Annotated in this window: 28 protein-coding genes; 13 read left to right on the top strand and 15 right to left on the bottom strand. The window is 55.1% G+C overall.

Going from position 1 to position 25,080, the window contains the following annotated elements; translation table 11 throughout:
- Positions 1 to 19: 19 nt before the first annotated feature.
- From HY751_09520 to dnaA, 10 genes are all read right to left on the bottom strand, one after another.
- Positions 20 to 1,207 (bottom strand): KH domain-containing protein, encoded by a 1,188-nt coding sequence (locus tag HY751_09520; GenBank protein ID MBI4666634.1) that lies wholly within the window; start codon positions 1,205 to 1,207, stop codon positions 20 to 22.
- Positions 1,208 to 1,221: 14 nt separating this feature from the next.
- Complete coding sequence (gene yidC / locus HY751_09515) at positions 1,222 to 2,976, bottom strand: membrane protein insertase YidC (GenBank protein MBI4666633.1); 1,755 nt, start codon at positions 2,974 to 2,976, stop codon at positions 1,222 to 1,224.
- Complete coding sequence (yidD, locus tag HY751_09510) at positions 2,973 to 3,182, bottom strand: membrane protein insertion efficiency factor YidD (GenBank protein ID MBI4666632.1); 210 nt, start codon at positions 3,180 to 3,182, stop codon at positions 2,973 to 2,975. The genes yidC and yidD overlap by 4 nt, the downstream gene beginning before the upstream one ends.
- 114 nt (positions 3,183 to 3,296) lie before the next feature.
- Positions 3,297 to 3,683 carry a ribonuclease P protein component gene (rnpA, locus tag HY751_09505; protein MBI4666631.1) on the bottom strand — a complete coding sequence of 129 codons (387 nt, stop codon included), beginning with the start codon at positions 3,681 to 3,683 and terminating at the stop codon, positions 3,297 to 3,299.
- A gap of 2 nt (positions 3,684 to 3,685) precedes the next feature.
- Entirely contained in the window at positions 3,686 to 3,820 is a 135-nt protein-coding gene (gene rpmH / locus HY751_09500; protein MBI4666630.1) for a 50S ribosomal protein L34, read from the bottom strand.
- A 117-nt stretch (positions 3,821 to 3,937) separates the two neighbouring features.
- On the bottom strand, positions 3,938 to 4,654 hold the full coding sequence (gene rph / locus HY751_09495) for a ribonuclease PH (protein MBI4666629.1): 717 nt from the start codon (positions 4,652 to 4,654) through the stop codon (positions 3,938 to 3,940).
- Positions 4,655 to 5,476 (bottom strand): glutamate racemase, encoded by an 822-nt coding sequence (locus HY751_09490; protein MBI4666628.1) that lies wholly within the window; start codon positions 5,474 to 5,476, stop codon positions 4,655 to 4,657.
- Between the two features lie 23 nt (positions 5,477 to 5,499).
- Positions 5,500 to 6,318, bottom strand: a complete 819-nt coding sequence (locus tag HY751_09485) for a sugar phosphate isomerase/epimerase (protein ID MBI4666627.1) — start codon at positions 6,316 to 6,318, stop codon at positions 5,500 to 5,502.
- Positions 6,315 to 8,705: a DNA topoisomerase (ATP-hydrolyzing) subunit B gene (gene gyrB, locus HY751_09480; protein MBI4666626.1), complete on the bottom strand. Its 2,391-nt coding sequence runs from the start codon at positions 8,703 to 8,705 to the stop codon at positions 6,315 to 6,317. The genes HY751_09485 and gyrB overlap by 4 nt, the downstream gene beginning before the upstream one ends.
- A 188-nt stretch (positions 8,706 to 8,893) precedes the next feature.
- Positions 8,894 to 10,252 (bottom strand): chromosomal replication initiator protein DnaA, encoded by a 1,359-nt coding sequence (dnaA, locus tag HY751_09475; protein MBI4666625.1) that lies wholly within the window; start codon positions 10,250 to 10,252, stop codon positions 8,894 to 8,896.
- A gap of 145 nt (positions 10,253 to 10,397) precedes the next feature.
- On the opposite strand from dnaA, the gene thiD reads away from it, so the two are divergent.
- Entirely contained in the window at positions 10,398 to 11,201 is an 804-nt protein-coding gene (gene thiD / locus HY751_09470) for a bifunctional hydroxymethylpyrimidine kinase/phosphomethylpyrimidine kinase (protein ID MBI4666624.1), read from the top strand.
- A gap of 176 nt (positions 11,202 to 11,377) precedes the next feature.
- On the opposite strand, the gene HY751_09465 is transcribed toward thiD, so the two are convergent.
- Genes HY751_09465 through HY751_09455 form a run of 3 tightly spaced genes read right to left on the bottom strand, consistent with a single transcriptional unit; the run spans position 11,378 to position 14,958 of the window.
- Complete coding sequence (locus tag HY751_09465) at positions 11,378 to 12,628, bottom strand: flagellar hook protein FlgE (protein ID MBI4666623.1); 1,251 nt, start codon at positions 12,626 to 12,628, stop codon at positions 11,378 to 11,380.
- 36 nt (positions 12,629 to 12,664) lie between these two features.
- Positions 12,665 to 13,414 carry a flagellar hook assembly protein FlgD gene (locus HY751_09460; GenBank protein ID MBI4666622.1) on the bottom strand — a complete coding sequence of 250 codons (750 nt, stop codon included), beginning with the start codon at positions 13,412 to 13,414 and terminating at the stop codon, positions 12,665 to 12,667.
- A gap of 14 nt (positions 13,415 to 13,428) precedes the next feature.
- Entirely contained in the window at positions 13,429 to 14,958 is a 1,530-nt protein-coding gene (locus tag HY751_09455) for a flagellar hook-length control protein FliK (GenBank protein ID MBI4666621.1), read from the bottom strand.
- Positions 14,959 to 15,442: 484 nt separating this feature from the next.
- On the opposite strand from HY751_09455, the gene HY751_09450 reads away from it, so the two are divergent.
- From HY751_09450 to HY751_09405, 10 genes are read left to right on the top strand one after another with little or no spacing between them, the layout of a single operon-like run.
- The gene (locus tag HY751_09450; protein MBI4666620.1) at positions 15,443 to 16,672 is read left to right on the top strand and encodes a threonine synthase; all 1,230 of its coding nucleotides are present in this window, start codon (positions 15,443 to 15,445) and stop codon (positions 16,670 to 16,672) included.
- Positions 16,673 to 16,705: 33 nt separating this feature from the next.
- Entirely contained in the window at positions 16,706 to 16,990 is a 285-nt protein-coding gene (locus HY751_09445; protein MBI4666619.1) for a MoaD/ThiS family protein, read from the top strand.
- Positions 16,991 to 17,012: 22 nt separating this feature from the next.
- Positions 17,013 to 17,831: a molybdopterin-synthase adenylyltransferase MoeB gene (gene moeB, locus HY751_09440; protein ID MBI4666618.1), complete on the top strand. Its 819-nt coding sequence runs from the start codon at positions 17,013 to 17,015 to the stop codon at positions 17,829 to 17,831.
- A gap of 5 nt (positions 17,832 to 17,836) precedes the next feature.
- Complete coding sequence (locus HY751_09435; protein ID MBI4666617.1) at positions 17,837 to 18,142, top strand: DsrE family protein; 306 nt, start codon at positions 17,837 to 17,839, stop codon at positions 18,140 to 18,142.
- Positions 18,139 to 18,474 carry a DsrE family protein gene (locus HY751_09430; protein ID MBI4666616.1) on the top strand — a complete coding sequence of 112 codons (336 nt, stop codon included), beginning with the start codon at positions 18,139 to 18,141 and terminating at the stop codon, positions 18,472 to 18,474. The genes HY751_09435 and HY751_09430 overlap by 4 nt, the downstream gene beginning before the upstream one ends.
- 24 nt (positions 18,475 to 18,498) lie before the next feature.
- Positions 18,499 to 19,461, top strand: coding sequence for a cysteine synthase family protein (locus HY751_09425; GenBank protein MBI4666615.1), 963 nt, complete (start codon positions 18,499 to 18,501; stop codon positions 19,459 to 19,461).
- Between the two features lie 4 nt (positions 19,462 to 19,465).
- The gene (locus tag HY751_09420) at positions 19,466 to 19,741 is read left to right on the top strand and encodes a hypothetical protein (protein MBI4666614.1); all 276 of its coding nucleotides are present in this window, start codon (positions 19,466 to 19,468) and stop codon (positions 19,739 to 19,741) included.
- Positions 19,742 to 19,757: 16 nt separating this feature from the next.
- Complete coding sequence (locus HY751_09415; GenBank protein MBI4666613.1) at positions 19,758 to 19,997, top strand: sulfurtransferase TusA family protein; 240 nt, start codon at positions 19,758 to 19,760, stop codon at positions 19,995 to 19,997.
- A 7-nt stretch (positions 19,998 to 20,004) separates the two neighbouring features.
- Entirely contained in the window at positions 20,005 to 20,499 is a 495-nt protein-coding gene (locus HY751_09410) for a hypothetical protein (GenBank protein MBI4666612.1), read from the top strand.
- Positions 20,496 to 20,951: an Rrf2 family transcriptional regulator gene (locus tag HY751_09405; protein ID MBI4666611.1), complete on the top strand. Its 456-nt coding sequence runs from the start codon at positions 20,496 to 20,498 to the stop codon at positions 20,949 to 20,951. Before HY751_09410 ends, HY751_09405 begins: the two co-directional genes overlap by 4 nt.
- A 2-nt stretch (positions 20,952 to 20,953) precedes the next feature.
- Here HY751_09405 and HY751_09400 read toward each other — a convergent pair whose 3' ends face one another.
- A complete protein-coding gene (locus HY751_09400) occupies positions 20,954 to 21,616 on the bottom strand; it encodes a YdcF family protein (GenBank protein MBI4666610.1) in 663 nt (220 codons plus the stop codon).
- Between the two features lie 340 nt (positions 21,617 to 21,956).
- Between HY751_09400 and gmd the strand changes: the two genes are divergently transcribed.
- Together gmd and HY751_09390 are read left to right on the top strand one after the other, a co-directional pair.
- Positions 21,957 to 23,018: a GDP-mannose 4,6-dehydratase gene (gene gmd, locus HY751_09395; GenBank protein ID MBI4666609.1), complete on the top strand. Its 1,062-nt coding sequence runs from the start codon at positions 21,957 to 21,959 to the stop codon at positions 23,016 to 23,018.
- Between the two features lie 13 nt (positions 23,019 to 23,031).
- Positions 23,032 to 24,018 carry a KpsF/GutQ family sugar-phosphate isomerase gene (locus tag HY751_09390; GenBank protein MBI4666608.1) on the top strand — a complete coding sequence of 329 codons (987 nt, stop codon included), beginning with the start codon at positions 23,032 to 23,034 and terminating at the stop codon, positions 24,016 to 24,018.
- Between the two features lies 1 nt (position 24,019).
- Here the strand turns inward: HY751_09390 and HY751_09385 are convergent, their stop codons facing one another.
- Positions 24,020 to 24,982, bottom strand: a complete 963-nt coding sequence (locus tag HY751_09385) for an ABC transporter ATP-binding protein (protein MBI4666607.1) — start codon at positions 24,980 to 24,982, stop codon at positions 24,020 to 24,022.
- Between the last annotated feature and the right edge of the window lie 98 nt (positions 24,983 to 25,080).

Genomic DNA, 25,080 nt, shown 5'->3' with positions numbered 1-25,080 from the left:
TTTTTTATCCAGAGTCTGATTAGCGCCGCCGGCCCCTGTCCCGGCTACCGCCGCCCCCGCTTCCGCCACCGCGATAAGAGGAGCCTCCCCCACCGCCGCCGCCACGGTTCCCATAACCGCCTCCACCTCCACCATAACCGCCACCGCGGCCGCCTCTTCCGCCACCTTTTTTGTGGCTGAATTTCTTGGCGCCCACAGGATGGACAATAACCCTTCGCCTGCTACCCTCCCCCTCAGACTTGGTTTCCACCCTGGTGTCTTTGGCAAGGGTGGTATGCACCAGCCGCCTTTCAGCGGGATTCATGGGAGGAAGCGGTACGGACCTGTGAGTGCGAATGGCGTCTTCCGCCGCATCCCGGGCCATATGGGCTATTTTAGACTTCCGCCGTTCCCGGTAATTTTCCGTATCCAGCACTATGCGGATCCGGCCTTCCAGGTGCCGGTTAACCACAATGTCCGTCAGATACTGCAAAGCTTCCAGGGTCTCCCCCTTGCGCCCTATCAGAAGCCCGCCGTTTTCGGTTTCGATCTGGATGTGAAGCCTGTCGGCCATCCGGAACCCTTTAACCTCACCGGTCAATTCCATTTCGGTCAGGGTTTTCTTGATGAAATCCACGGCCCTGTCCCGGGTTTCCTCGGTAATGGGAGAACTTTGGTCATCCGCCAGCTCCGGAATCTCGAAATCCTCTTCCTCCTCGATTGGCTCCACTTCGCCTATTTCCGACTCATGCCTCGCCGTGGCGCTTACCGTGGGGCGGAGCGGATCCGCGTCATAAATCCTCCGGCCAAACCCGCGGCCTTTCTTGGGCATCACCACACCGCCCGGCCCCTCTTTCACCCATGGCCTGTAAAGCGACTCCATAGTGACGATATCTTCTGGCGCGGAGATAGCCTCCGGTTTTTCTTCCGGCGCAATTTCCACTTCAGCCGGTTCTATCTCGGGCTCCTCAAGGGCCACATGCTCCCGTCTGGGCGCATGCCTTGTCTCGACGGGGGCCTCGCTGGCGGCTTCTTCCCCTATCGCTTCCTGGGCCACCGCCTTCCGCCTGGCCCGGATCTTAAATGTCTTGCCCCCAACACCCAGAAACTTCCGGGTAACTTTTACCTCTTCGGTCTCAATATCCTCAAGCTTCTCCGCGCCTAAAACTCCTAATGCCTTGCGCTCCGCCTCTTCCTTAGTGGCCCCTTCCACTTCAACCCATTCCATATCCTGTTCACCTCTCACTTGGCTTCTCTGTATATGATCCATTGCTGGACAATCGTTAATATGTTGTTCACAAGCCAGTAAATCACCAGGCCCGCCGGGAACGACAGGAACATGAACGTAAACACCACCGGCAAGGCCATCATCATCTTTCTTTGCAAAGGATCCCCGGTTTTAGGCGTCATCATCTGCTGGATCAGCATTGTGATGCCCATTAACACAGGGGTGACATAATAAGGGTCCTGTTGAGCCAGATCGTGGATCCACAGCGCCCACCCGGCCCCTTTCAGCTCGATAGACTCCAGCAGGACCTTGTACAACGCGAAGAATATCGGGATCTGCATGATAACCGGCAGACAACCGCCCAGCGGATTCACCTTTTGCTCTTTATAAAGGGCCATCAACTCCCGGTTTAAAGTGTCCCGGTCGTCCTTATAAACCTCCTGAAGCTTTTTCATCTGCGGCTGAAGCTTCTGCAGTTTCTGCATTGAACGGAAGGCTTTCTGCGACAGGGGGAAGAACAGGACCTTGGCCAGCACCGTTAGCATAATGATGGACCAGCCCCAGTTCCCCGTCCACCCATGGAAGGTGGACAGAACCACATATATCGGTTTGGCGATAATGTCGAACCAGCCGTAATCTATTACCGAATATACCCCGTTGGTGTATTTACCCAACACCTCGTGCTCTTTGGGCCCCACGAATACGCTGAACGATTCGGCCTTTTTATCCAGGGTGGACTTGAAATCCCACTCCAGCGCGAAATTGTTATCGTCCACATACTGGGCCGTTACGGTTTTAGTGGCGGTGGCCACCGGGGTGGTAACCATGGCGTAATAACGGTTTGTCAGGGCCGCCCAATGAACATCCCCAGCATATTTCTTGCGCGGCTCGTCGGAATCCGGCGCTTCGGCAACCCGCTCCTTGCCCACCAGTATGATAGGGCCATGGTAGGAATACACGGCTCCGGTCAGGTCCGCATCTTCATCCCCCAGCCCGAACCACACCAGCGAATAGTCGAAAACGCCCCATTTGGGGTCTGAAATCACCTGTACTGAGAAATCGAAACTGTAAGAGTTCGGGTAGAAGGTGTAGCTTTTGCTGATTTTTATTCCAGACGGGTCTTCCAACAGATAAACCAGGGTGACTGGTTTGTCCCCCTCTTTTAGCGTTATTTCGCCCCGGGTTTCCCCAAGGGTGAAAAGGGAGCCGTTGACCCGGTCCGAAAAAGCGTCTTTAGGGAATTTCAACCCCATGGGGGGTATGTACTTCACGTTCAGCAGGGATTTGCCCTGCTCGGAAAGTTTCTGCTGATACTGCTCGAAATTGAACCGCAGATCCATTTTATTGCCGGTCTTATCCCGGTATTTTTCCAGCAGATAATTCTTGGGTATGGCGCCCCGGTTCGTAAGGGTCACCTCGGTGACGCCGGTCTTTATAACGATAAGCTTCTCGGCGGTTTCCGCGGTAACGGCTTTATCGAACATGCTGTCCGCCATGGGGCCGGGAGCGGCTTCATCAACCTGGCTACCGGCCACGGGAGCAACCTGGCCGGGAACGTTTGAGGGGGCCTCTGCCTGAGGCTGGCCGGCGGCTGGCTTGTTTAAATTTTTGGCTTCCTGCTTGTCTCCGGGTTTTGCTTCCTCTTTTTCAGCGGTTATTTGCTCCTGCTGTTGCAGATAGGCTCCGTAACGCCATTCATAATAGACGTTGTATCCAATAAGAAGCGCCATGGAGGCGAAGAGGGCGAGGAAAAATTTTCTATCCATCATGGAACGGGATCGAACCCTCCTTTAGCAAACGGGTTGCATCTCAATATTCTTCCGGCGGCAAGCCAAAGCCCGTAAAACACGCCGTGTCTTTCAAAGGCCTCAATGGCGTAGTGGGAGCAAGTGGGGTGGTATTTGCAGGATGGCGGCAGAACAGGCGAGACGATCAGCCTGTATCCTTGTACCGCCAAAATGAAAAGACGCCTCATTTCCCCAATTGGCCCTTCATTGGGAGCCTTTCAGGGCCGGAACCAGGGAGCCGGTTAGCGGGGGCCGCGAGTAATGCGGGGCGTCTATCCCCGCCGGTTTCAGGTATCGCTGTTCTATTCAGGCGTATTGCCTTCTCTTTTTTGTGGCGCCCGGCTTTTTGCCGTTATTCTTTCCACAAACCTTGAAAAATCCGCCTCGTACTCGTGGTATCCGGCGGGCCTTACTTTTAGCAGGGGGCTCATTATGAGATCCATTCCTTTTTCCAGCCGGTCCCGGTTCAACCGGAACACCTCCCGCAACAACCGTTTTATCCTGTTGCGCTCTACGGCCTTCCCTGCCTTTCTCGATACGGCCAACCCAAGGCGCGATATTTCCGATCCATTCGGATTAAATACGAACAGCAGTTTTTCGCCCCGGTACCTTCCGCCTTTCGCGAAAACCCCGTCAAACTCCCGCTTTTTCCTGAGCCTGCTCTCTTTTCCGAACCTGTTACCCCCCAGCCTTAAACCGCCAGCCTTTTCCGGCCTTTTGCGCGCCTGTTTTTTATCACCAAACGCCCGCCTCTTGTTTTCATCCGGACCAGAAATCCGTGGGTCCGCTTCCGCCTCGTGTTGTGAGGCTGATATGTCCTTTTCACTTAAACTCCTTTTCCGTCGAGGCAATTTTTCACAATCGCCAAAAGATTAAACTGGTAATTTACAATAAAACATGGCTTTCCGTCAAGACAGGGTTATAAAAGGAGGTTCCCGCCCCCTTAAGCCCTTGTTCCCAAAGCTGTTTTTTGCGTTTCAAACAGCTCGAAAACCCCTTTGCGCGCCAGATTCAGCATTTTATCCATATCTTCCTGGCCGAAAGGTTTGGACTCGGCGGTGCCCTGAACCTCCACGAAAAGACCGGCCCCGGTCATGACCACGTTCATGTCCACCTCCGCCGAACTGTCTTCCTTGTAATTTAAATCTATGGATGGCAGCCCCTTGATCATTCCCACGGAAACGGCGGCCACGTGGTCTTTCACGGCGTTCCGGGCTATCTTTTCCTTGTTCATCAGCCAGCTAACCGCATCACACAAGGCTACATAAGACCCGGTGATGGAAGCGCACCGGGTGCCTCCGTCCGCCTGGATCACGTCACAATCTATGGTTATGGTGCGCTCGCCCAGCAAACCCATTTCCACAACGGCGCGCAAGGACCGCCCTATAAGCCTCTGTATTTCCATGGTTCGCCCGCCCAACCCTTTGCGCTCCCTATGGTTGCGCTCCGTTGTGGCCCGGGGCAACATGGAGTATTCCGCCGTAACCCACCCCTGGCCGGTATTCTTCAGGAATGGGGGCGCTTTATCCTCCACGGTGGCGGCGCATATCACATGGGTGTCCCCCACTTTTATGAACGCCGACCCCTCGGCGTGTTTTATGATGCCCCGCTCTATGGTTACGGGGCGCAACTGGTCGTAGCGCCTGCCATCGTTCCGCAATTATTTATCTCCCCACGTTATGTCCACCAGTTCCGCCCGGTCGATCTTTATCCCATCGCCCAACATCCTTCTGCCAAGCTGAAGGTTTCTCTCGGGGGAATCGGTCACCAAAAACCTTATTAAAGCCGGATTGTCCGCGTCCGCGTCCGCGCCCAACCCTAAAACGCGGAGCTTTTCTTCCACCAGCCTGGAAGTCTCCTCCGCGGAGTCTATCAACTTCACATTTTCGCCCAAAGCGTACCGGATGGAGTTCTTCAGCACCGGGTAATGGGTGCAACCCAATACCAGCGTGTCAATTTTCCCCTCCATGTCTTTCAGGTATTCTTTTGCCACGGCGTGGGCCACTTCGTTATCCGTCCAACCCTCTTCCGCCAACGCCACGAAAAGCGGGCATGGTTTTGTAACGATCTCGGCGCCGGGGATTCTTTTTAAAATCTCGGTTACATATTTGCCGGAACGCACCGTGGCTTCGGTTCCTATCACGCCCACTTTGCCGGAAGTTGCCCGTACCGCCGCCATCACTCCACCTTCAACCACGCCAATTACCGGCGCGCTGGACATTTTTTCCAGCTCCTCCAGGGCGTAAGCGGATGCGGTGTTGCACGCCACCACCAGCATTTTCACCCCTTCGTTCAGCAGATGCCTGGTGTTGTTTATGGAATACCGGATTATGGTGTCTTTGGATTTTGCGCCATAGGGAACCCGGGCAGTGTCCCCCAGATACACCAGCGACTCGTGGGGCAGTCTTTTCTGGATTTCCTTTAGCACCGTAAGGCCGCCGATGCCGGAATCGAAAACGCCTATAGCCCGCTGGTCGCCCATGATTATTTAATGAGAGGTTTGGATCAGACCGCCTGGGCCTGCGCCAGCGTGGCTGGCATGGGTAACGAATACCCAAAACCGGCCAGGGCTTCCAGGCTTTCATCCACCCCTTCTTCCTTGTGGGGCTCAAGGGTGAAAAGGGTTTTCCCGGGCCGGATGTATTGGTTGAAGGCGGAGAAGAACCGGGCGAAATCGAACACGCCGGATTTCATTCCATTGTGATCGTCATGCTCCCCGTAATTGTTGTGCAGATGAAGCTCCAGCACATGAGGGCCAACCACTTTCAACCACTCTTCAACGGAAACCTTCGAGAAAACATTGAAATGGCCAGTGTCGAAACATGCGCCGAACCGGGGCGTATCAACCATTTCCATAACTTCCACCAGGATTTCGGGCCGCCTCTCGAAGATGTTTTCCAGCGCCACATCACAACCCGCTGGCTCCGCCATGTCCATAAAGCGGCGCCAGGTTTCCACGCTTCGTCGTTTAAAACCGTCCAAATCCATCCAGTACCTTTTTTCGTCATAACCCGGATGGACCACTATCATCCTTGCCCCCAGCTCCTGGGCCAGATTGGCGGTTTGCTCCAATCGCGTCATGGTGGCTCTCCGCATGAGCGGATCCGACGCGCCCGGCGCCATATCGATAAATGGGGCGTGAAGGGTTATCTCCATCCCGGTTTTTTCACGGGCTTTTCTCACGAGATGGAATGCGTGGTTTTGCGGATTGTCCAAGCTGTCCCAGTCAAGCTGGATCTCCAGGTTCAACCCCCGCTCCTCCACCAGACGAAAGTGGCTGTAAAGGCTCCGGGAGGGTATGGAGAGAAAAGGCGTTAACCTCATATATCCAGCTGACGCACTTCCAGCGCGTGGGTCTGGATAAATTCGCGCCGGGGCTCCACAGCTTCACCCATGAGGATTGTGAAGGTGGAATCGGCCTCCACGGCATCGTCTATCCTCACCTGCTGGAGTGTGCGGGAGGTGGGATCCATGGTGGTTTCCCACAACTGCTCCGCGTTCATCTCGCCGAGACCTTTATAGCGCTGGATGCTTATCCCCTCTTTACTGGCGGCCAGGGTGTGGATGACCAGCTCTTCCCTGTCGGCCAGCGTAATCTCGGCGCCCTTTTCCGTGGTAAGCGTGAACGGGGCTTTATCGTAATTCTCCGTCTGTTTCCGGATGGCCTGAAGCTTCTGGTACTCGGCGGAGATTATAAGGTCCCAGTTTATGGTGCGCCGCACGCCGCTTTTCTTGTCGTTCCACACCAGGGCGAACCCGCCATGCTGTTCATCGACTATGATACGAACCTCGTGCTCCGCGTCCGTCAGGCTTTCCGACAGGGTCACAAGGTTGTCTTTCTCCAGGAAATATTCCTTGCCAGACACGTTCTTGGAAAGGAGCGTTTCGATAACCGCTTTGGGGTAGCCACGCCGGATCAGTTTTTCTTCCAGCTTCTGATAGTCTATAAACTTGTTCACCAGGTTCATGAGGGTTTGGCCCTCTATCTTCTCGCCGCCGCCGTTGATACCCAGCTTGGCTCCCGACAAACCCATCTCCAACAGGAACACGTTCATTTCCCGGTCGTCCTTAATGTACCGCTCCATCTTCCCTTTTTGAGCCTTGTACAATGGTGGCTGGGCGATATAAAGGAAACCCCTGCGGATCAGCTCCTCCAGGTGACGGTAAAAAAGCGTGAGCAGGAGGGTGCGGATGTGCGAACCGTCCACGTCGGCGTCGGTCATCAGGATGACTTTTTGGTAGCGGAGCTTTGTTATGTCAAAATCATCCTTGCCTACACCTGCGCCCAGGGCTGTAAGCAACGTGCGGATTTCCTGGTTGGCCAGCATTTTGTCCAGCCTGGCTTTTTCCACGTTAAGGATTTTGCCCTTGAGAGGCAGGATGGCCTGATATTTCCTGTCCCGCCCCTGTTTGGCGGAACCACCGGCAGAGTCCCCCTCAACCACGAATATTTCGCACAGCGCCGGGTCTTTCTCCTGACAGTCCGCCAGTTTTCCCGGCAACATGGAGCTTTCCAGCGCGCCTTTTCTACGGGTAAGCTCCCGCGCTTTTTTAGCCGCTTCCCGCGCCTGGGAGGCCAGGAGGGATTTGGATACAACCAACCGGGCTTCTCTTGGGTGCTCCTCGAAATATTGGGAAAGCCCATCATTCACCACTTGAGCCGCAAGGCCCTGAACCTCGGAGTTACCCAGCTTGGTTTTTGTTTGGCCCTCAAACTGCGGTTCCGGTATTTTCACCGTCAACACCGCCGTCAACCCTTCCCTCACGTCGTCGCCGGTGATGGCCGCGTCCCCTTTTAAAAGGCCGTTGGCGGTGGCGTAGGCGTTTACGGTGCGGGTCAACGCGGACCGGAACCCGGACAGATGTGTTCCACCTTCCCGCGTGTGGATGTTATTGACGAACGAGAATACGTCTTCCTTGTAGCTGTCGTTATACAGGATGGCCACTTCCAGGATGATATTGTCCCGCTCGGCGCTGATATATATGGGTGGAGTGAAAAGAGGGTTTTTATTCCTGTTTATGTATTCGATGAAAGATACTATGCCGCCTTCGTAATGAAACTCCCGCTCCTTGTCGGTTCTCTCATCGCGTATAACTATCCTGATGCCTTTGTTGAGATATGAAAGCTCCCTCAACCTTTCGGCGAGAACATCGAAGTTATATTCCGTTTCGGTGAATATTTCCCCATCTGGCTTGAAGGTTATCTTTGTGCCGGTTCCCTTGGCCTCCCCCATTTCTTTTAGCGGATGCGCGGGAGCGCCGATTTTGTAAGACTGGGCGTAAACCTTGCCGTTTCTGCGTATCTCCACATCGAACCAGGTGGACAGGGCGTTCACCACCGAAACGCCCACACCGTGAAGACCACCGGAAACCTTGTATGTGTTTTTGTCGAATTTTCCACCGGCGTGCAATGTGGTAAGAACCACCTCGGCGGCGGATATGCCCGCTTCTGGATGAATATCCACCGGGATACCACGCCCATCATCCATTACCGTAACCGAGTTGTCTATATGAATGACAACATCAATGTTTTTACAGTAACCGGCCATGGCTTCGTCTATGGAGTTGTCCACCACTTCATAGACCAGGTGATGAAGACCATGTACGGAAACATCGCCAATGTACATGGCGGGTCTTTTCCGGACGGCTTCAAGACCCTCAAGGATCTTTATGGATTCCGCGCCGTAACTTTCTACTTCTTTATTACTCATGTATTTTTTAAAGAGAAGATATTTGTAGGAATATAAGAGCGGGCATTCCTGTGTAAAAGTCCATTAAGCAATTGTACATTAAAGGCCTTATTTTTTCCACAACTAGCGGGGTTTTTCCACCCCCGGAATTTAAAATGAACTGCGGTACTTTTTCTTCACAAGATACCATTAGGTTTTCCACAAGTATCCTACAGGTCCAGGTTCTTTTTTATTTCGTTTATCTCGTTATACAACTGGGTGTTAACCTCAACTTCATTCCTTATTTTCTCTACGGCGTGCATAACTGTGGTGTGATCCCGCCCGCCAAAAGCCCTTCCTATTTCTGGAAGCGACACGTTTGTGAATTCCCTGCAAAGGAACATGGCCACATGCCTGGGCATGGCAACGCTTTTGAGCCTACTTTTTGATTTAACATCAACAAGTTTAATGAGATAGAAGTCGCAAACAGCTTTTTGTATCTGCTTTATGTCCAGTATCTTTGCCGCCTCGTCGTAGATACCTTTCAAAGTTTCCCGGGCCATTTCCATGTCCACCGGTTTACCGGTGAGGGAGGCATAGGCCATAACCCTGGCCAGACACCCCTCCAGTTCACGGATGTTGGACTTCACCCTTTTCGCCAGAAACGCCCCCACCTCGTCATCAATATGGAAACCATTCTTCCTGGCGATTTTTTTTATAATGGCGGTTTTAAGCTCCACCTCGGGTGGTTTTATGTCCGCGATGATTCCCCAACTGAACCTGGAACGAAGCCTCTCCTCCATGTTTGTAATATCCTTCGGGAACTTGTCGGAAGAGAGGATTATCTGTTTTTTCATCTCAAAGAGCGTGTTGAAGGTGTGAAAGAATTCCTCCTGGGTCCGCTCTTTACCGGCTATGAATTGGATATCGTCAACTAAAAGAAGGTCGAGGTTTCTGTATTTCTTCCTGAAGGCGGACATGGATCCGCGCTGGAGGGAATTTATAAGGTCGTTTACGAACTTTTCTGAGCTAAGATACAACACGTTGTAATTAGGCGCTTTTTCCAATACAGCGTTTCCGATGGCCTGCATCAGATGGGTTTTGCCTAACCCCACACCCCCGTATATGAAAAGGGGATTATTTTCACCCATTTTAGCCACGATGCCCTTGGCCAGGGCGTTACAGAACTCGTTGCTTTTATCTACTACGAAATTGTCAAAAGTATATTTTTCGTTCAGGTTGGACTTTTCTCGCAACTGCTTGATACTTAAAGTTTCCTGAGCAACATCAACCTTGACTTTTTCTTTTTCCTTAGGTTGGGGCTGGGGCTGGGGTTTGGTTTGGGCGCCAAGGGAAAGGGAAAGGGTGACCCTGGAGCCTGTGGCTTCCTCCATCAACTCAAGGATGCTTTCCTTGTAATGCTCGTTTATCCATTCGATAAAGAAGGCCGAAGGAACAGCCAGCAGTAACTCATGGTTCTTATACGAAACAAATTCAACGGGTTCTATCCATGAATCATAGTTATGCTGGTGAAGACGCTCTTTTAGGGAGCTCTTTACCTCGTCCCACAGCTTTCCCGTTGAAGGCATTAACTTGAACCATCCACCAACTGTTTTAGAAAGGGAGATTGTATGGAGTTATCCACAAGCGGTCAAGAGACATCCTTGTCGCTAACATAAAGTTGGTTTAATGTAAGTAGTGTATTTAACTGAATTTACAAAGAAAGAAAAAATAATGGGTCGCAAGGTTGCTTTGACCATCGCCGGGTCGGACCCTTCCGCCGGGGCGGGCATCCAGGCGGACATCAAGACATTCGCCGCCATGGGAGTGTACGGCGTTTCCGTGATAACCGCCCTTACCGCCCAGAACAGCCTGAAAGTAAAAGACGTTTTAGCTGTGCAACCGGATTTTGTAACAACCCAGCTGGAAACGCTTTTCGAGGATATCCCTATTGCGGCCGCCAAGACCGGGATGCTTTACGATATGGGCGTAATCTTGGCGGTGGCGAAGTTCATGGGCAACCGGCAAGATGTAAAACTTGTGGTGGATCCCGTTATGGTTTCCTCCACCGGCGGGGCTTTATTGAAAGCGGGAGCCGCCAAAGCGCTGGTGATGGATCTTTTTCCCCTTGCGCATCTTGTTACCCCGAACATCACTGAAGCCTCCACGCTGGTAAATATTAAAATTCACGATGAAAGCTCCATGGAAGAGGCCGCAGTGAAAATAGCCAGGCTGGGCCCTGCCAATGTCCTGGTGAAGGGTGGGCATCTGGTAGACAAAGATGCTGTGGATGTGCTTTTTGCCGATGGTGAGATATTCAAATTCAGAAAACCCAGGGTGGAAACCAACCACACCCATGGTACCGGTTGCGCCCTTTCCGCCGCCATTACCGCCGGGCTTGCCCTGGGGCGGGATCTGGTTATGGCCATTGAAGACGCGGAAAAATACATTACCCTCGCCTTGCAATCAGCGTATTCCGTAGGCGCAGGCCCCGGGCCCGTGAACCATATGGCGCCGCTGGAGCGGGATAAAAAATAACGCTGGCTTAAAATGAAATGCCCCGGCGGTTGAAGCCGCCGGGGCTTAATCATCGGGGCGCTTAAAACCAGGGAGAAACAAGCGCCCCGAGCGAAGGCAAGGATTGAGCCGTTCCGCGTAGAACTCTTTCCGGGGCCGGCGTTACCAAACGCCGCGCCCCGGTTTATTCACCTAAATTACCTCACCAGGTTAACCACTTCCTGCATCATGGTGTCCACCGTGGTGATGATCCTGCTGTTGGCCTGGTAGGCGCGCTGGTTCTGGATCATGTCCACGAACTGGGTGGACAGGTCCACGCTGGAAAGTTCCAGCGACGAGCCGTAAATGGTGCCGAACCCGCCGGACTTGGCCGTGCCGAGGATCGGCTGGCCAGACTGGCTGGTCTCGGCGAACATGGAGTTGCCCTGCCTGGAGAGGCCCCAGGGGCTCAGGAAGTCGGCCAGCTGAACCTGCCACATCTGCTGGGTCTGTCCGTTTGAGAAGAGACCGGAGATGATACCGTCGTCACTTACCGAAAGGCCTCTTAGCACGCCCGTAGGGTAACCGTCCTGCACCATGCTGTTCATCACCGATCCGGCGGCGTATCCCGTAATGTCGGTGTTCAACAAGCCGGTGGTGTTGTTTAGCAGGTCCCAGGTGATGGTCAGCGGAGCCGAGCCAGAGGGGAACCCGCTTATGGTCAGGTCCAGGTCAGTGGCCGGGCCGGTCATTATGCCCGCGCTATCGAACGTTACCGAACCGGACAACCCGGTTCCGGACAGGGTGGTGCCCGCCGGGCCGCTGGCCACGAAGTCCCAAGTCTGGGCCGTGGTGGTCTTGGTGAACGTATAAGTTACCGTGGTGGTCTCGCCCAGGGCGTTATACGCGTTGAACGAGGATGAGAAAGTGGTGCCCGCCGAGGCGGTGGCGTTCAGGTTAAGCCCAAGGGTGAAAGTGGTGGTGGCTTTCGGAACGCTCTGCACACCGGTAACGTCTATGTTGGTGGAGGAGGCGGCCTTGGTCACCGCGCCGGAAGCGTTGGTGGTTAACTGGTAGCCCTGCACGTTGAACCCGTTGGGATTTACCAGCTCGCCCGCTTCGTTAAGGGTAAACTGGCCGGCCCTGGTGTAATAGAGACCGCCAGAAGACGGGTCTTTCACCACGAAGAAGCCGCTACCCTGGATGGCCATGTCGGTGGCGTTGCCCGTGGTCTCAAACGAACCCTGGGTGAACGAGGCGGTGACCCCAAGAATGTGCGAGCCGCGCCCGAACTGCAGGGTGGTGGAACCGTTGGCCACCGAGTTGGCCAGGATGTCCGCAAAGATCGTCCTGTTACCCTTGTAACCGATGGTGTTTACGTTGGCGATGTTGTCGCCGGTGACGTTCATGGCGTCGCCATAGGCCATTAGGCCGCTGACGCCCGCGTACATTGCGCTGGAAAGGCTCATGGTCGTTTCTCCTTAACTCTAAAAAATCCTTCGCGTTTATACTGTCTGCGTCCCCTGGTCGGTGGACGTTCCCTGGCTGGTGGTTGTCGAGCTGTCCGCCGCGGTGGAGCCTGTGGAAGCGTCTTGCACCTCGGTTATCTCGCTCATCATGAAACTTAAATCCCCAATGTGGGCATAAGCCACACCGTCTTCAAAAGAGACCCCAGTCACCACGCCTTTGGCGTAGGTGGTAACTTCCAGGGTCTGCCCTTCCGTGCCTTTGGCCTCCACGGAGTAGCTGTAAAGGCCGTCGGCCAACTGGTTGCCGTATTCATCTTTGCCGTCCCAAGCGGTCGCGTGAGGGCCGGAAGAAAGGTTTTCCTCGGTGATGGTCCTTACAATGTTGCCGTTTTCGTCTTCGATGTTTATGGTTACTTCCGAGGCGCTCTCCGGCAGATCGAAAGCCACATCGGTGGCCACGCCGTTTTTCACGTGCACGTTGTGGCCCAGCGCGGTCACCTCTTTGCCGATAAGCGATATGGCCTGGGCCGAGGTGGAGGCGTTGGAAGCGGTAAGCAACATGTTAAGGTTGTCGTTGACGCTGAACAGCTGTTCCAGCGAGGAGAACTGCGCCATTTGGGCGGTGAACTCCTGGTTGTCCATGGGGTTCAGCGGATCCTGGTTTTTTATCTGGGTGACCAGCATGGTCAGGAATTCCATCTTCCCCATGTCGGAGTTGGTGGTGGAAGCGGAGGCGGAGCTAGTGTCGGTTGCCGTTGATCCGCCTGAATAAGTGCTTACTATCATTACCTTAGCGCTCCTTACGCTACAACATCCAGAATGCCGTTGTGCCGGAGGGCGGCATGCCCGTTGGACTCGGGCGCGTCACCTTCGTGACCGGCGTCGCTAAACCCTCCCCTGCCATTGCCCTGCCTTCTGGTGTTACCGGAACCGGCGTTCTGGGCCTGGTTTTCGTTACGGAACTGGAAACCCCGGTCGTCGGCGGTGGTAACGGATATTTCGTCCACCTTTATGCCGCTCTGGTTAAGCGAGGTTTTCAGGTTTTCCAGATTGCTTTCTATGATGCTTTTAACCTCGCGGCTTTCGGCCACGAACACGGCTTTTACGCTGTTGTCGGTCACTTCCAGGCGCATGTCCACCTTGCCAAGGTTGGGCGGGTCCATCCGCATGGTCATGTTGGAAGTTCCGTTGGGCCGCACGATTATCCTGGCTTTGTCCACTATCTGGCTCATCACCGACCGTTCCAGCAGTTGGCGGGTGGACTCGGTGGTGGCGCGGGTCTGGGTGGCGGCGCTGTCGCCTTTAGCGGTGGCGCTGTTGGTGGATCCGGCGGTGGAAGCCCCGTCCACGGCGGATTTGGAGTTGACCACCGTCAGGTTCGGCTTGGCCGCTTCCGCCTGGGCATTAGGGCTGGCGGTTTGGGCCGCCTGGGCGGCATTGGCGGTTTCTATGCCCTGGGCCACCACAAGGTTTTCCGTTTTTGTATTCAGCGTGGCCGCCGGGGCGGCGTTCTGGCTATTAGCGTTCAGGGAAGACTGGGAGCCGCTATTGTCCGCGCTGGAATTGGAAAGCGAGGATTCCTGGGAAGCCGGTTCCTGCGCCACGGCAGTTTTGTTTTCAGTGGTGGAGTCGCTGGATTTGGCGGCGCTGTAATCCGTCCTGGAAACTTCCGAGTTTTTCTGCGAGGCGTCCGAAGCCGCCTGCGATACCTGCTCATTGGAGGAAACCGCGATGGTTTCGGCGACGGGCAGTTCGGTTAGCGTGGTCAGCGCGGAAGCTATTTTAGCCGCGTCCCCCGAGACGAGGGCGGTTTTCATTTCTTCGGAGACCGGGGCGGTGAGATCTATTTTTTCAGATAACGAGTTGATCTCTTCGGCGCTCATCCCCAGGGCGGTGAACAGGTCTTTCATGCTCATGTTGTCCAGGCTGGACAGCATCTGCTGATAGGCATAGGGGTCGGTGGCGGCCAGTTCCGCCGCCTTGGCGGCCACAAGGGCTGAAGTGGAATCGGCGCTGGAGGAACTTTCGCTGTCGGCCTGCGCTGTTTCATTCGAAGATACGCTGGCGGACTCGTAAGAAGAATCTTCCCGGCCAGAATCAGTTACGTTATTGCTGGAGCTTTCAGTGTTGGCCGCCGGTTCGCTGGTGGCGCTTTTATTGGAGTTATCGCTATTTTTTTTCGTTCCCGGCCCGGTGGACTTGGCGGCCATCTCGGTGGTGGTGTCCTGGATGGAATTGAACACCTCCTGGAACGTGGTGTCCGTCACAGACCGGTTACTTTCGGTGGCCTGCGAGGCGCTGGGTGTGACCATGCTCAGTAAGTCGGTCATGATCGGGTTTAGCATCTGTTTCTCCCTGTTGTGCTCTGGTTTCGGTAACAATAGATAACAAGGGCTGTGCCAAAACCGGCCTTGTTTGCAACATATTGTTTTATTTACATTTTCTATTTGCAAAAAATTCCACTAAAGTTTTTTCCCGTTCTGCCGGGGCAAATGTTGCCTGTATGGTCCGGCAAAATTTAGGTGGTGTCCCGGTTTGAATCTCAAATAATGGACAGATCCTTCACTTCGCTGGCGCTTCGCTCAGGATGACAATGTTATCAACGGCTTTTATATTGTCATTCTGAGCGTAAGTGAAGAATCTCCCCTGCACTTTCAAGCTGAGACACTACCAAAATTTATTAACATGATTAATACTTGACAAGAACAGTAGGTTTTATTTAAATTGAATCAGGCCGGGCGTATTTTGTTAATTTTCCGGGGGATTTGTTAGGACCCCCGGTGTTCAATATCCGCGGACAGGAAGATTTCATATATGAGTTTTGCCTCTGGTTTACGGTGCCGTGAATGCGGCAGGGAATATCCCAAAGAACCCATCCACGTTTGTGAGTTTTGTTTTGGCCCCCTTGAGGTGCGGTACGACTATGAGGGCATAAAGCGGGTACTCACCCGAAAAGAGATAGAATCCCGTCCCGCCAACATGTGGCGGTACCGGGAGCTCATCCCCATAGACAAAGACCCAGTGGTGGGCTTGCAGAACGGCTTCACCCCTTTAGTGCGGGCCAAGAACCTGGGCGCTGTACTGGGGTTAAACAACCTTTATATAAAGAACGACTCGGTTTGCCACCCCACCCTGAGTTTTAAAGACCGGGTGGTGGCCGCCGCCGTGAACAAGGCCAGGGAGTTCGGTTACGACACCGTGGCCTGCGCCTCCACTGGCAACCTGGCCAACTCCGTGGCGGCCCACGCCGCTTCCGCCGGGATGAGGAGCTATATTTTCATCCCGCACGATTTGGAGACGGGCAAGATATTGGGCACGTCCATATATGAGCCCACCCTTGTGGGCATCAAAGGCTCTTACGACGACGTGAACCGGTTCTGCTCCGAGCTGGCGGCGGTGTTCAAATGGGCTTTTGTGAACATCAACATCCGCCCGTTCTATGGAGACGGCTCCAAGACCTACGGATACGAGATAGCCGAGCAGTTGGGTTGGCGCGCTCCGGACAACGTTATCGTTCCCGTGGCGGGCTCCAGCCTGATAACGAAAATATACAAGGCGTTCAAGGAATTCGAGATGCTGGGGCTTATCGGCCCCGTGAAAACCAAAGTGTTCGCCGCCCAGGCCACCGGGTGCAATCCTGTGACCGGCGCCATAAAAGCGGGGCGGACAGACTTCAAGCCGGTAAAACCCAATACCATCGCCAAATCCATAGCCATCGGCAATCCCGCCGACGGGTTTTACGGGATAAAGGTGGTCAAGGAAACCGGCGGTTGGGGCGAGGATGTGACCGACGACGAGATAATCGCCGGGATGAGGCTTTTGGCCCGCACCGAAGGGATTTTCACGGAGACCGCCGGTGGTGTAACCGTGGCTGTAACCAAAAAGCTGGCCGAGCAGGGCCGGTTCGGGAAAGACGACGTGACGGTGATCTCCATCACGGGGCAAGGGTTGAAGACCATGGAGTCGCTTGACGGGCATCTTGCCAAGCCAGTGGTAATAGAGCCGAAGCTTTCGGCTTTTGAGGAATTACAAAAATCTTTATAGACATGTACGGCATATAGGAGAGTTTTGAGGGATATGGCGCAAGTTAAAATCCGCATTCCCACCCCGTTGCAAAAGCTTACCGGCGGTTTGGGTGAGGTTACTGGCGATGGCGGCAATATAAAGGAAGTTTTCGAGGGGCTGGAGTCCAAATACCCCGGTTTCAAGGAACGTCTTTATGACGATAAAGGCGCCCTTCGCCGTTTCATAAACATCTATGTAAATGAAGAGGACATCCGTTTTCTGGATGGCGAGACCACGGCGTTGAAAGACGGGGACGACATTTCGGTGATCCCCGCCATCGCCGGCGGCGCGGCCTGAAAGAAGCGGTTGCGTAAGTGAAATGATCAACTTCACTGAAGAGCAGATATACAGGTATAGCCGCCATATAATCCTTCCCGAGGTGGGCGGGGTTGGCCAGCAGAAGCTGTTGGGCGCCAGGGTTCTTTGCCTGGGGGCGGGCGGCCTGGGGTCTCCGGCGCTTATGTACCTGGCGGCGGCGGGCATCGGCAAAATCGGGGTGGTGGATTTTGACAAGGTGGATTATTCCAACCTTCAGCGTCAGGTAATCCACAACACCTCTACGGTGGGCGTGTTGAAGGTGGAGTCCGCCCGGACGTTCATCAACAAGCTAAACCCCGACGTGGACGTGGTGGCCATTAACGAGCGGTTGTCCTCCGCCAACGTGTTCGACATTTTCAATGAATACGACATCGTGGTGGACGGGTGCGACAACTTCCCCACCCGCTACCTGGTAAACGACGCCTGCGTGATGCTCGACAAGGTGAACGTGCATGGCTCCATATTCCGGTTTGACGGGCAGGTGACGGTTTTCAAGCCGAAAGAGGGCCCTTGCTACCGCTGTTTATATCCGGAGCCTCCGCCCCCCGGCATGGTTCCGTCGTGCCAGGAAGCCGGAGTGCTGGGAGTGCTTCCCGGCGTGGTGGGCTCTTTACAGGCCATGGAAGTGATAAAAGTTGTGTTGGGCAAGGGCAAACCGCTAATCGGCGAGCTGATGCTGTACAACGCGTTAAACTCCGAGTTCCGCAAGCTGAAGATAAGGCGGGACGTGAACTGCCCTATTTGCGGTGACAAGCCGACCATTACCGGGCTTATTGATTACGAGCAGTTCTGCGGCATACCCGCGGCTGGAGGCCATTAATCGTCATGCGTCTGGCTTTGGTTCTGCACACGGGTCCCGACAGCCTTAACACAGGCACGGTGATTAACCTGGCCCGCGCCGCCCGGGAACGGGGCGATGAGGTGACGGTTTTCATCATGACCGCCGGGGTTTTAAACCTGGCGCGGGAGGATTTCACCTCGCTGATACAGGGTGGGACGCAGATAACCGTGTGTGAACACAACCGGGGCCAGTTCAAAGCTCCCGAGGGGGTGGCCGGGGTGAACTACGGCAGTCAGTACGACCTGGCCGGGTACACCCATGATTTCGACCGGGTGGTGAGTTTCTCATGAAAAACGTTTTGGTGGTTGTTTCGTCCGCCCCGTCGCCCGCCGTTTCCGAGAAACTGCGTATGGCCGTGGGCCTGACCCTGGAAGACGGGAACAACGTTTCGGTGTTGATGATAGACGATGGCGTTTACGCCGGGCTGGGGCATGACCGGTCCAAGACCGGCGTGGAGATAGACAAGCATCTTGCGATGCTGGAGTTGATGAAAAAAGATATTTACGCCCACCAGCCTTCCTGCGGCCAGCGGAACGTCAAGCTTTCGCGGTTCGGGGTGAAACTGGTGGACGGCGAGGGGCTAAAAGACCTGCTATCGGCGGCTGGCGCCATATTGACCTGAATAAATAGCGAGGCTTTCGAATTTATGTCAAAACTGGTTTCCACCGCCTTTGTGAAGGTGGAGGATCTTACCACCGAGATACTGAGGAAAATCGGTAACACTCCCCTTATCCCGCTACGGAACATCGCCAAATACGAGAACCTGCCCGCTGGCGTGGAGATTTACGCCAAAGCGGAATGGTACAACGCTGGCGGATCGGTGAAGGCCCGCCCCGCCCTGCGTATGATAGAAGAAGGGGAGCAAAGCGGAAAGCTCCGCCCGGGCATGACCATTCTGGATTCCACCTCCGGCAACACCGGCGTGGCCTACGCGCTTATCGGGCTGGTTAAAGGCTACCATGTGAAGCTTGTGATGCCTGCCAACGTTTGCAATGAAAGAAAGCACCTGATGGCCAGCGCCTACAAGGCGGAGATAGTTTTTTCAGACCCCCTGTTAAGCTCCGACGGCGCCATTCTAAAATGCCGCGAGATTTTCAAGGAAGACCCCGGCCATTATTTCTGGCCAGACCAATACAACAACCCGGCCAACTGGCGCGCCCACTTTTTCACCACAGCCGAGGAGATATGGACGCAAACGGACGGGAAGGTAACCCATTTCCTGGCGGGCATTGGCACGTCGGGCACGGTTATGGGCACGTCGAGGGGTTTGAAGAACAAAAGCCAGGGCGTTAAATGCTACGCCATCGAGCCAGCCGAATCCCTGCACGGCATCGAAGGGTTGAAACACATGTCCACCTCCATCGTCCCCGGGATATACAACGAGGCGGAGCTGGACGGCAAGCTGGCGGTGAAAACCGACGACGCTTACGATATGGTGAACCGGCTGAAAGATGAAGAGGGCCTGCTGGTGGGCACCAGCTCCGGCGCGGCGGTAAGGGGCGCGGTGACGCTGGCCAAAACATTGACAAACGGCGTGGTGGTCACGGTGCTTCCCGACTCTTGCGAGTGCGACGTAACCCACGGGGTTTTCTGCGACAAGGAAGAATAAGCCCATGCTGGTTATAGTCACCAAAACGGCGGAGAAAATACCCTCGGCCCTGGGGCAGGCGGTTTTCGCCCAGGCCAGGACAGTGGCGTTAATTCAGGACGGCGTGTACAACACTCCCGCCAGGTTGACAGCCCACGGGCTGAAGCTGGCGGCCGGGGCGGAAATCCTGGCGCTGGCCGACGATGTGGCCGCCCGGAACATAACCGCCGAGGCGCGGCTTGTAAGTTACACGGAGCTGGCCTCCGCCATAGAGACGAACGACAGGGTAATAACCCTTTGATACTGGAGAAAAGGTAATGAGCATCCAGCCCGATGAGGAAATAGACATCCGCGGAGAAGTGTGCCCGTACACTTTTGTGAAATCAAAGCTCAAGATAGAGTTGATGACTCCGGGCCAGGTTTTGCGGATAGTGACCGACCATGAGCCCGCCACCAAGAACGTGCCCAGGAGCATGGAGAACGAGGGACACGAGATACTCTCTCCGCCGCACAAGATTGCGGACAACACCTGGGAATTTTACATAAAGAAAAATTAAGACAGCCATGAGCGAACGCTATTTTTCCATAAACCTTCCTGAATGGCTGGTGAAAGAGCCGGTGCTATACACCCTTGTGCGCCGGTTTGGGCTAACGGTAAACATTTTCCAGGCCAAGGTAACGGCCGATTCCGGCTGGCTTGTGGCGTGTGTGGATGGAGACCCGGTGAAGATCGCCCAGGCGGTGGAGGATTTGCGTTGCCGGGGCGCCGTGGTTACGGAAGGCGGGCGGGAGCTTGTAAACCTTACGGAGCCCCCCAAGCTTTCCAGCATCCGGGTGCGGGTATTTGTGCCCAAGGGCGAGGTGGACAAACCGGTGTTAAGCTCCATCATTTCCGACCGGGGGGTGATGCTGAACATCCGCCAGGCGCGGATAGACACTGAACAGGGGGTCATAGACATGGAGGTTTTCGGGACCCTCGCAGAGCTGGACGCCACAGTGGAAGATTTAAAGAAACGGGGCGTGCGGGTGGACCCCATAGAGGGGAACGTCATCGAATGAGAATATCAACAAAAGGGCATTACGCCGTGCAGGCCATGGTGGACATGGCCATGCAAGGGGCGCTGGCGCCTGTGTCGCTTTCAGTGATAGCCGAGCGGCAGGACCTTTCGCAGAACTATCTTGAACAGCTTTTCGTGAAACTGAGGAAGGCGGACCTGGTGAAATCCGTGCGCGGCCCGGGTGGTGGATACATGCTGGTGCGCCATCCCGAGGCCATTTCCATAGGTGATATATTCTCGGCGGTGGAGGAGAACCTTGTTCTCACCGATTGTGTGGACCAGCATGGCGCGCCCCATTCCAGCTGTTCCAAATCATCCGAGTGCAGGACGCAAGCCCTATGGTCTCGCCTGGGCCAGCATTTCAACGAGTTGCTATATTCCATCACCCTGGCTGATGTGCTCAAGGGTGAGTTCGACTTTTCGGCGGTTTCTTCCTCCCGCCATACGGTTTAGCGCTAGGCCCGTCCCGTCACTTTATAAAACCCGATAGCGAACAACTCCCGGAAAAGCTCCACTTGTGTGCTTAGGGCGGCCCAAAAGTCGTACCTTATATAGGTCCATTCCCCCAGGAATTCCTTATCCCCTACCGCCTTGCTGGTTACCGCGTATATGTTCTTGAAACCGGCGGACCGGAAAGTCATTACCGACCGGGGCATATGGGTGGGAGATGTGACGATCAAATAGCTGTCTTTCTCGAAATTGCCAATCGTGGATTCTTTAATGAACTTGGCGTGCTCGTAAGTGTTACGGGCTTTAGTTTCAAGAATGATAGAGTCCGCCGGAACGCCCCGGAATATAAGCTCGTTACGGATGTCCCAAATGGTGGATTTTTCCAGCTGGGGCCCCGCCACAAGTGAAATAACCACCTTGGATTGAGGGTTTTTCCTGTATTCCCTCGCCGCCACATAGGCCCGCATGAGCATGGCCGGGCTGGGTATTCCGCCGCCGGGCAGAAGCAGTATGTACTGGCATTTGTTCGAGTAAGGCGCGGTTGGGAGCGATGCGAAAATAAACTTGTTGGCGCCGAACATGACGCCCAGCAGGTTTACGATGCCTATCAAACCTGTCACCGCCAGGGTGTAGAGGGTGAAAGACCATATTCGCAATAGAAACTTCATCGTGTATTATTCGCCCACCATTGATTTCGACGGCCCGGCATAGGATAACACGGCTCCATCCAAAAATGCCCTCCCCTTTCAACGGGGAGTAGCGTCCCAGTTTGAAATTTTCGGCAGGGTTTCAGTTGAAAATGTAACAGGGATTCTTCGGCTACGCCTCAGAATGACGTGGTACTCATTGGCTCCCATGTTGTTGTCATGCTGGGCGGAGCGAAGCATCACGACCCTCCGGATCCAAACCGGGGCTCTACCTTTCCGGGAGAAATTTTGCGGGGCGCGTTACCTTGTGGGGTATAATCTAAAATCTTATTTTCACGGCATTTTCGGGATTTTTGCGACAATGAAAAAAGCTTTAATAACGGGCATCACAGGCCAGGACGGCTCTTACCTGGCGGAGCTGTTGTTGGAAAAAGGGTATGAAGTGCACGGCATCGTGCGCCGCTCATCCAGCTTCAACCGGGAGCGGATAGAGCATCTGCACAAAGACCATCACCTGAAAGATAACAAGATATTCCTCCATTACGGCGACATGACAGACACCCTGAGCATCAACCGCCTGATGGAGATGATAAAACCGGACGAGGTGTACAACCTGGCCGCCCAAAGCCACGTGGCGGTGAGCTTTGAGACCCCCGAATATACCGGCGGGGCGGACGCGCTGGGGGCCTTGAGGATACTGGACGCCATCCGCGCCTTAAACCTCACCTGGAAAACCCGGTTTTACCAGGCCTCTACCAGCGAGATGTTCGGCAAGGTGCAGGAGGTTCCGCAGAAAGAGACCACCCCCTTCTACCCGAGAAGCCCGTACGGGGCCGCGAAACTTTACGCCCACTGGATAACCGTTAACTACCGGGAGGCGTACAACATTTTCGGTTGCTCGGGCATCCTGTTCAACCACGAGTCGCCCCGGCGCGGCGAGAACTTCGTGACGCGCAAGATAACCCTGTCGCTGGCCAACATCCTCAAGGGGACGCAGGACAAGCTTTATCTGGGCAACCTTTCCGCCAAACGCGACTGGGGTTACGCCAAGGATTTCGTGGAAGGCATGTGGCTTATGCTCCAACAGGAAAAGGCGGACGATTTCGTGCTGTCCACCGGCGAGCAGTACAGCGTGCGGCAATTCGTGGAGGCCTCTTTTGGCCTTGTGGGCATAGACATAAAGTGGAAAGGCGAAGGCCAGGAAGAAAAGGGTTACGACGATAAGACCGGCAGGGTTTACGTGGAGGTGGACCAGGCTTACTTCCGCCCCGCCGAGGTGGAAACGTTGCTGGGCGACTCTTCCAAGGCCCGCAGGGTTCTTGGGTGGGAACCGAAAACCACTTTCCACCAACTGGTGCGGATGATGGTGGAGTCGGATTTGCGCCGGGCGGGTCTTGATCCGGCCAGGCATATCAAAGGCTGAATTTTCGACGGGGATGGAATCCGGCATTCGAGAGTTGGCGATAAACGCGGCCTTAAAAGTGGCCAGCGAGGAAGCCCGCGCGCTGGACGGGCTGGCGGAGGTCATCCGCTCGCAAGCTTTCGCCTCGGCGCTATCCCTTTGCCATAACTGCCGGGGCGCGCTGTTTATCCTGGGCATGGGCAAGTCGGGCCTGGTGGGGCAGAAAATGGCCGCCACCCTTACTTCCACCGGAACGCCTTCCATTTACATCCACGCCGGGGACGCGTTGCATGGAGACCTGGGCGCCATCCGCCCCGGCGACGTGGCCATACTCATATCTAAAAGCGGCGAGACCCGCGAAGTGCTGGACGCGGCGCCATTTCTGAAAAAACAGGGCAACCCTATTATCGCCATCACCAACGACCCCGCTTCCAGCCTGGCCAAGGCCGCCAGCGTGACTCTTCTGATGGGGGTGGAGTCGGAAGCGTGTCCGTTGAACCTTGCGCCCATGACCTCTACAACCGTAACCATGGCGCTGGGGGACGCGCTGGCGTCGGCGCTTATCGTGTCTAAAGGATTCAAGCCGGAGAATTTCGCCCAGTTTCATCCCGGCGGCAAACTTGGCTGGATGCTCACCGCCAGGGTGGGCGATTTGTTATCCAAGGACAAGAACCCCGTTTGTTCCGCCGAAGACACGTTGCGCAACGCCGTGGTGAAACTGGTGGAGTGCCGGTTGGGCGGCGTGAACATAGTGGACGGCGGCGGCAGACTGCTGGGAGTGCTTACCGACGGGGATATTAAACGGCTCATATTGAAAGCCGATGACGGGTTGCTGAACAGGCCGGTGAAAGAGTTCATGAAAACCGGGCCGGTAACGGTGAAACATTCCGCCACCGCCGCCGAGGCGCTGGACCTTATGGAAAACCGGGAGACGCAGATATCCGTTCTGCCCGTGGTGGACGACGACAACCGCCCCGTGGGGCTACTGCGCCTCCACGACGTGATAAAGAGCCACCTTTAATCTAATACAGCCAACAGGCGGTTTTTTGACCGGCGCCCACTTCTTTTAATTCCGGCATCTTCTCCCGGCATACGCTCATGGCCTTGGGGCAACGCGGGTGGAACGGGCATCCTGTGGGCATCTCCATAAGGCTTGGCACCGTGCCTTTAATCTCGCGCAACTTGTCGCCTGGCGCGGATTTCCGGCTAGCCACTGAATCCAGCAGGCCCTGGGTGTAAGGATGTTTCGGATTGGCAAAGATGGATTTCACCGGGGCCGATTCGGCCACTTTCCCGGCGTACATCACCACCACGTCATCGCAGGTTTGCGCCACCACCCCCAGGTCGTGGGTGATCAAAATCATGGACATGCCGAACTGGTTTTTCAGGTCCAGCAAAAGCTCCAGTATCTGCGCCTGGATGGTAACGTCCAGCGCCGTGGTGGGCTCGTCGGCGATGAGTAGCGAAGGATCCATCGCCAGCGCCATGGCTATCATGGCCCTTTGGCGCATGCCGCCGGAGAGCTGGTGGGGATATTCGCCCACCCGCCGTTCCGGCGAGGGGATGCCCACTTTTGCCAGCATTTCCACCGCCTTGTCCCATGCTTCTTTTTTAGTGATTGGGAAATGGGCCAGGATGCCTTCGGCTATCTGGTTGCCGATGGTGAACACCGGGTTTAGAGCGGTCATGGGCTCCTGGAATATCATGGCGATTTTTCGCCCGCGAACATCGCGTATTTCTTCGTTGCTGAGCGCCAGCAGGTCGCGCCCCTCGAACATCACCCTTCCCCCGGCGATGGTGGCCGATGAAGGCGCCAGCCGCAGGATGGACAGGGCGGTGATGGTTTTGCCGCAACCAGACTCCCCCACTATTCCGAGGGTTTCCCCGGCGGACATGGAGAACGACACGTCGTCCACGGCCCACGCTGGCCCATGGGGCGTGTCGAACCGGACCCGGAGGTTTTCCACGGAAAGAAGATTAGACATGGGGAGATTATATTACGAGAGGGGCGCGGGGAAAAACTAATCTCCTGCCGGCGAGGCATGGTTGGAAATCGCAAAGACGGATACTATGCCGAATCGGT

The organism is Nitrospinota bacterium (assembly GCA_016208975.1).
Lineage (GTDB): Bacteria > Nitrospinota_A > UBA7883 > UBA7883 > JACRLM01 > JACQXA01.
The sequence above is the reverse complement of the archived record's forward strand: the minus strand, read 5'-3'. Positions and strand labels throughout refer to the sequence as shown.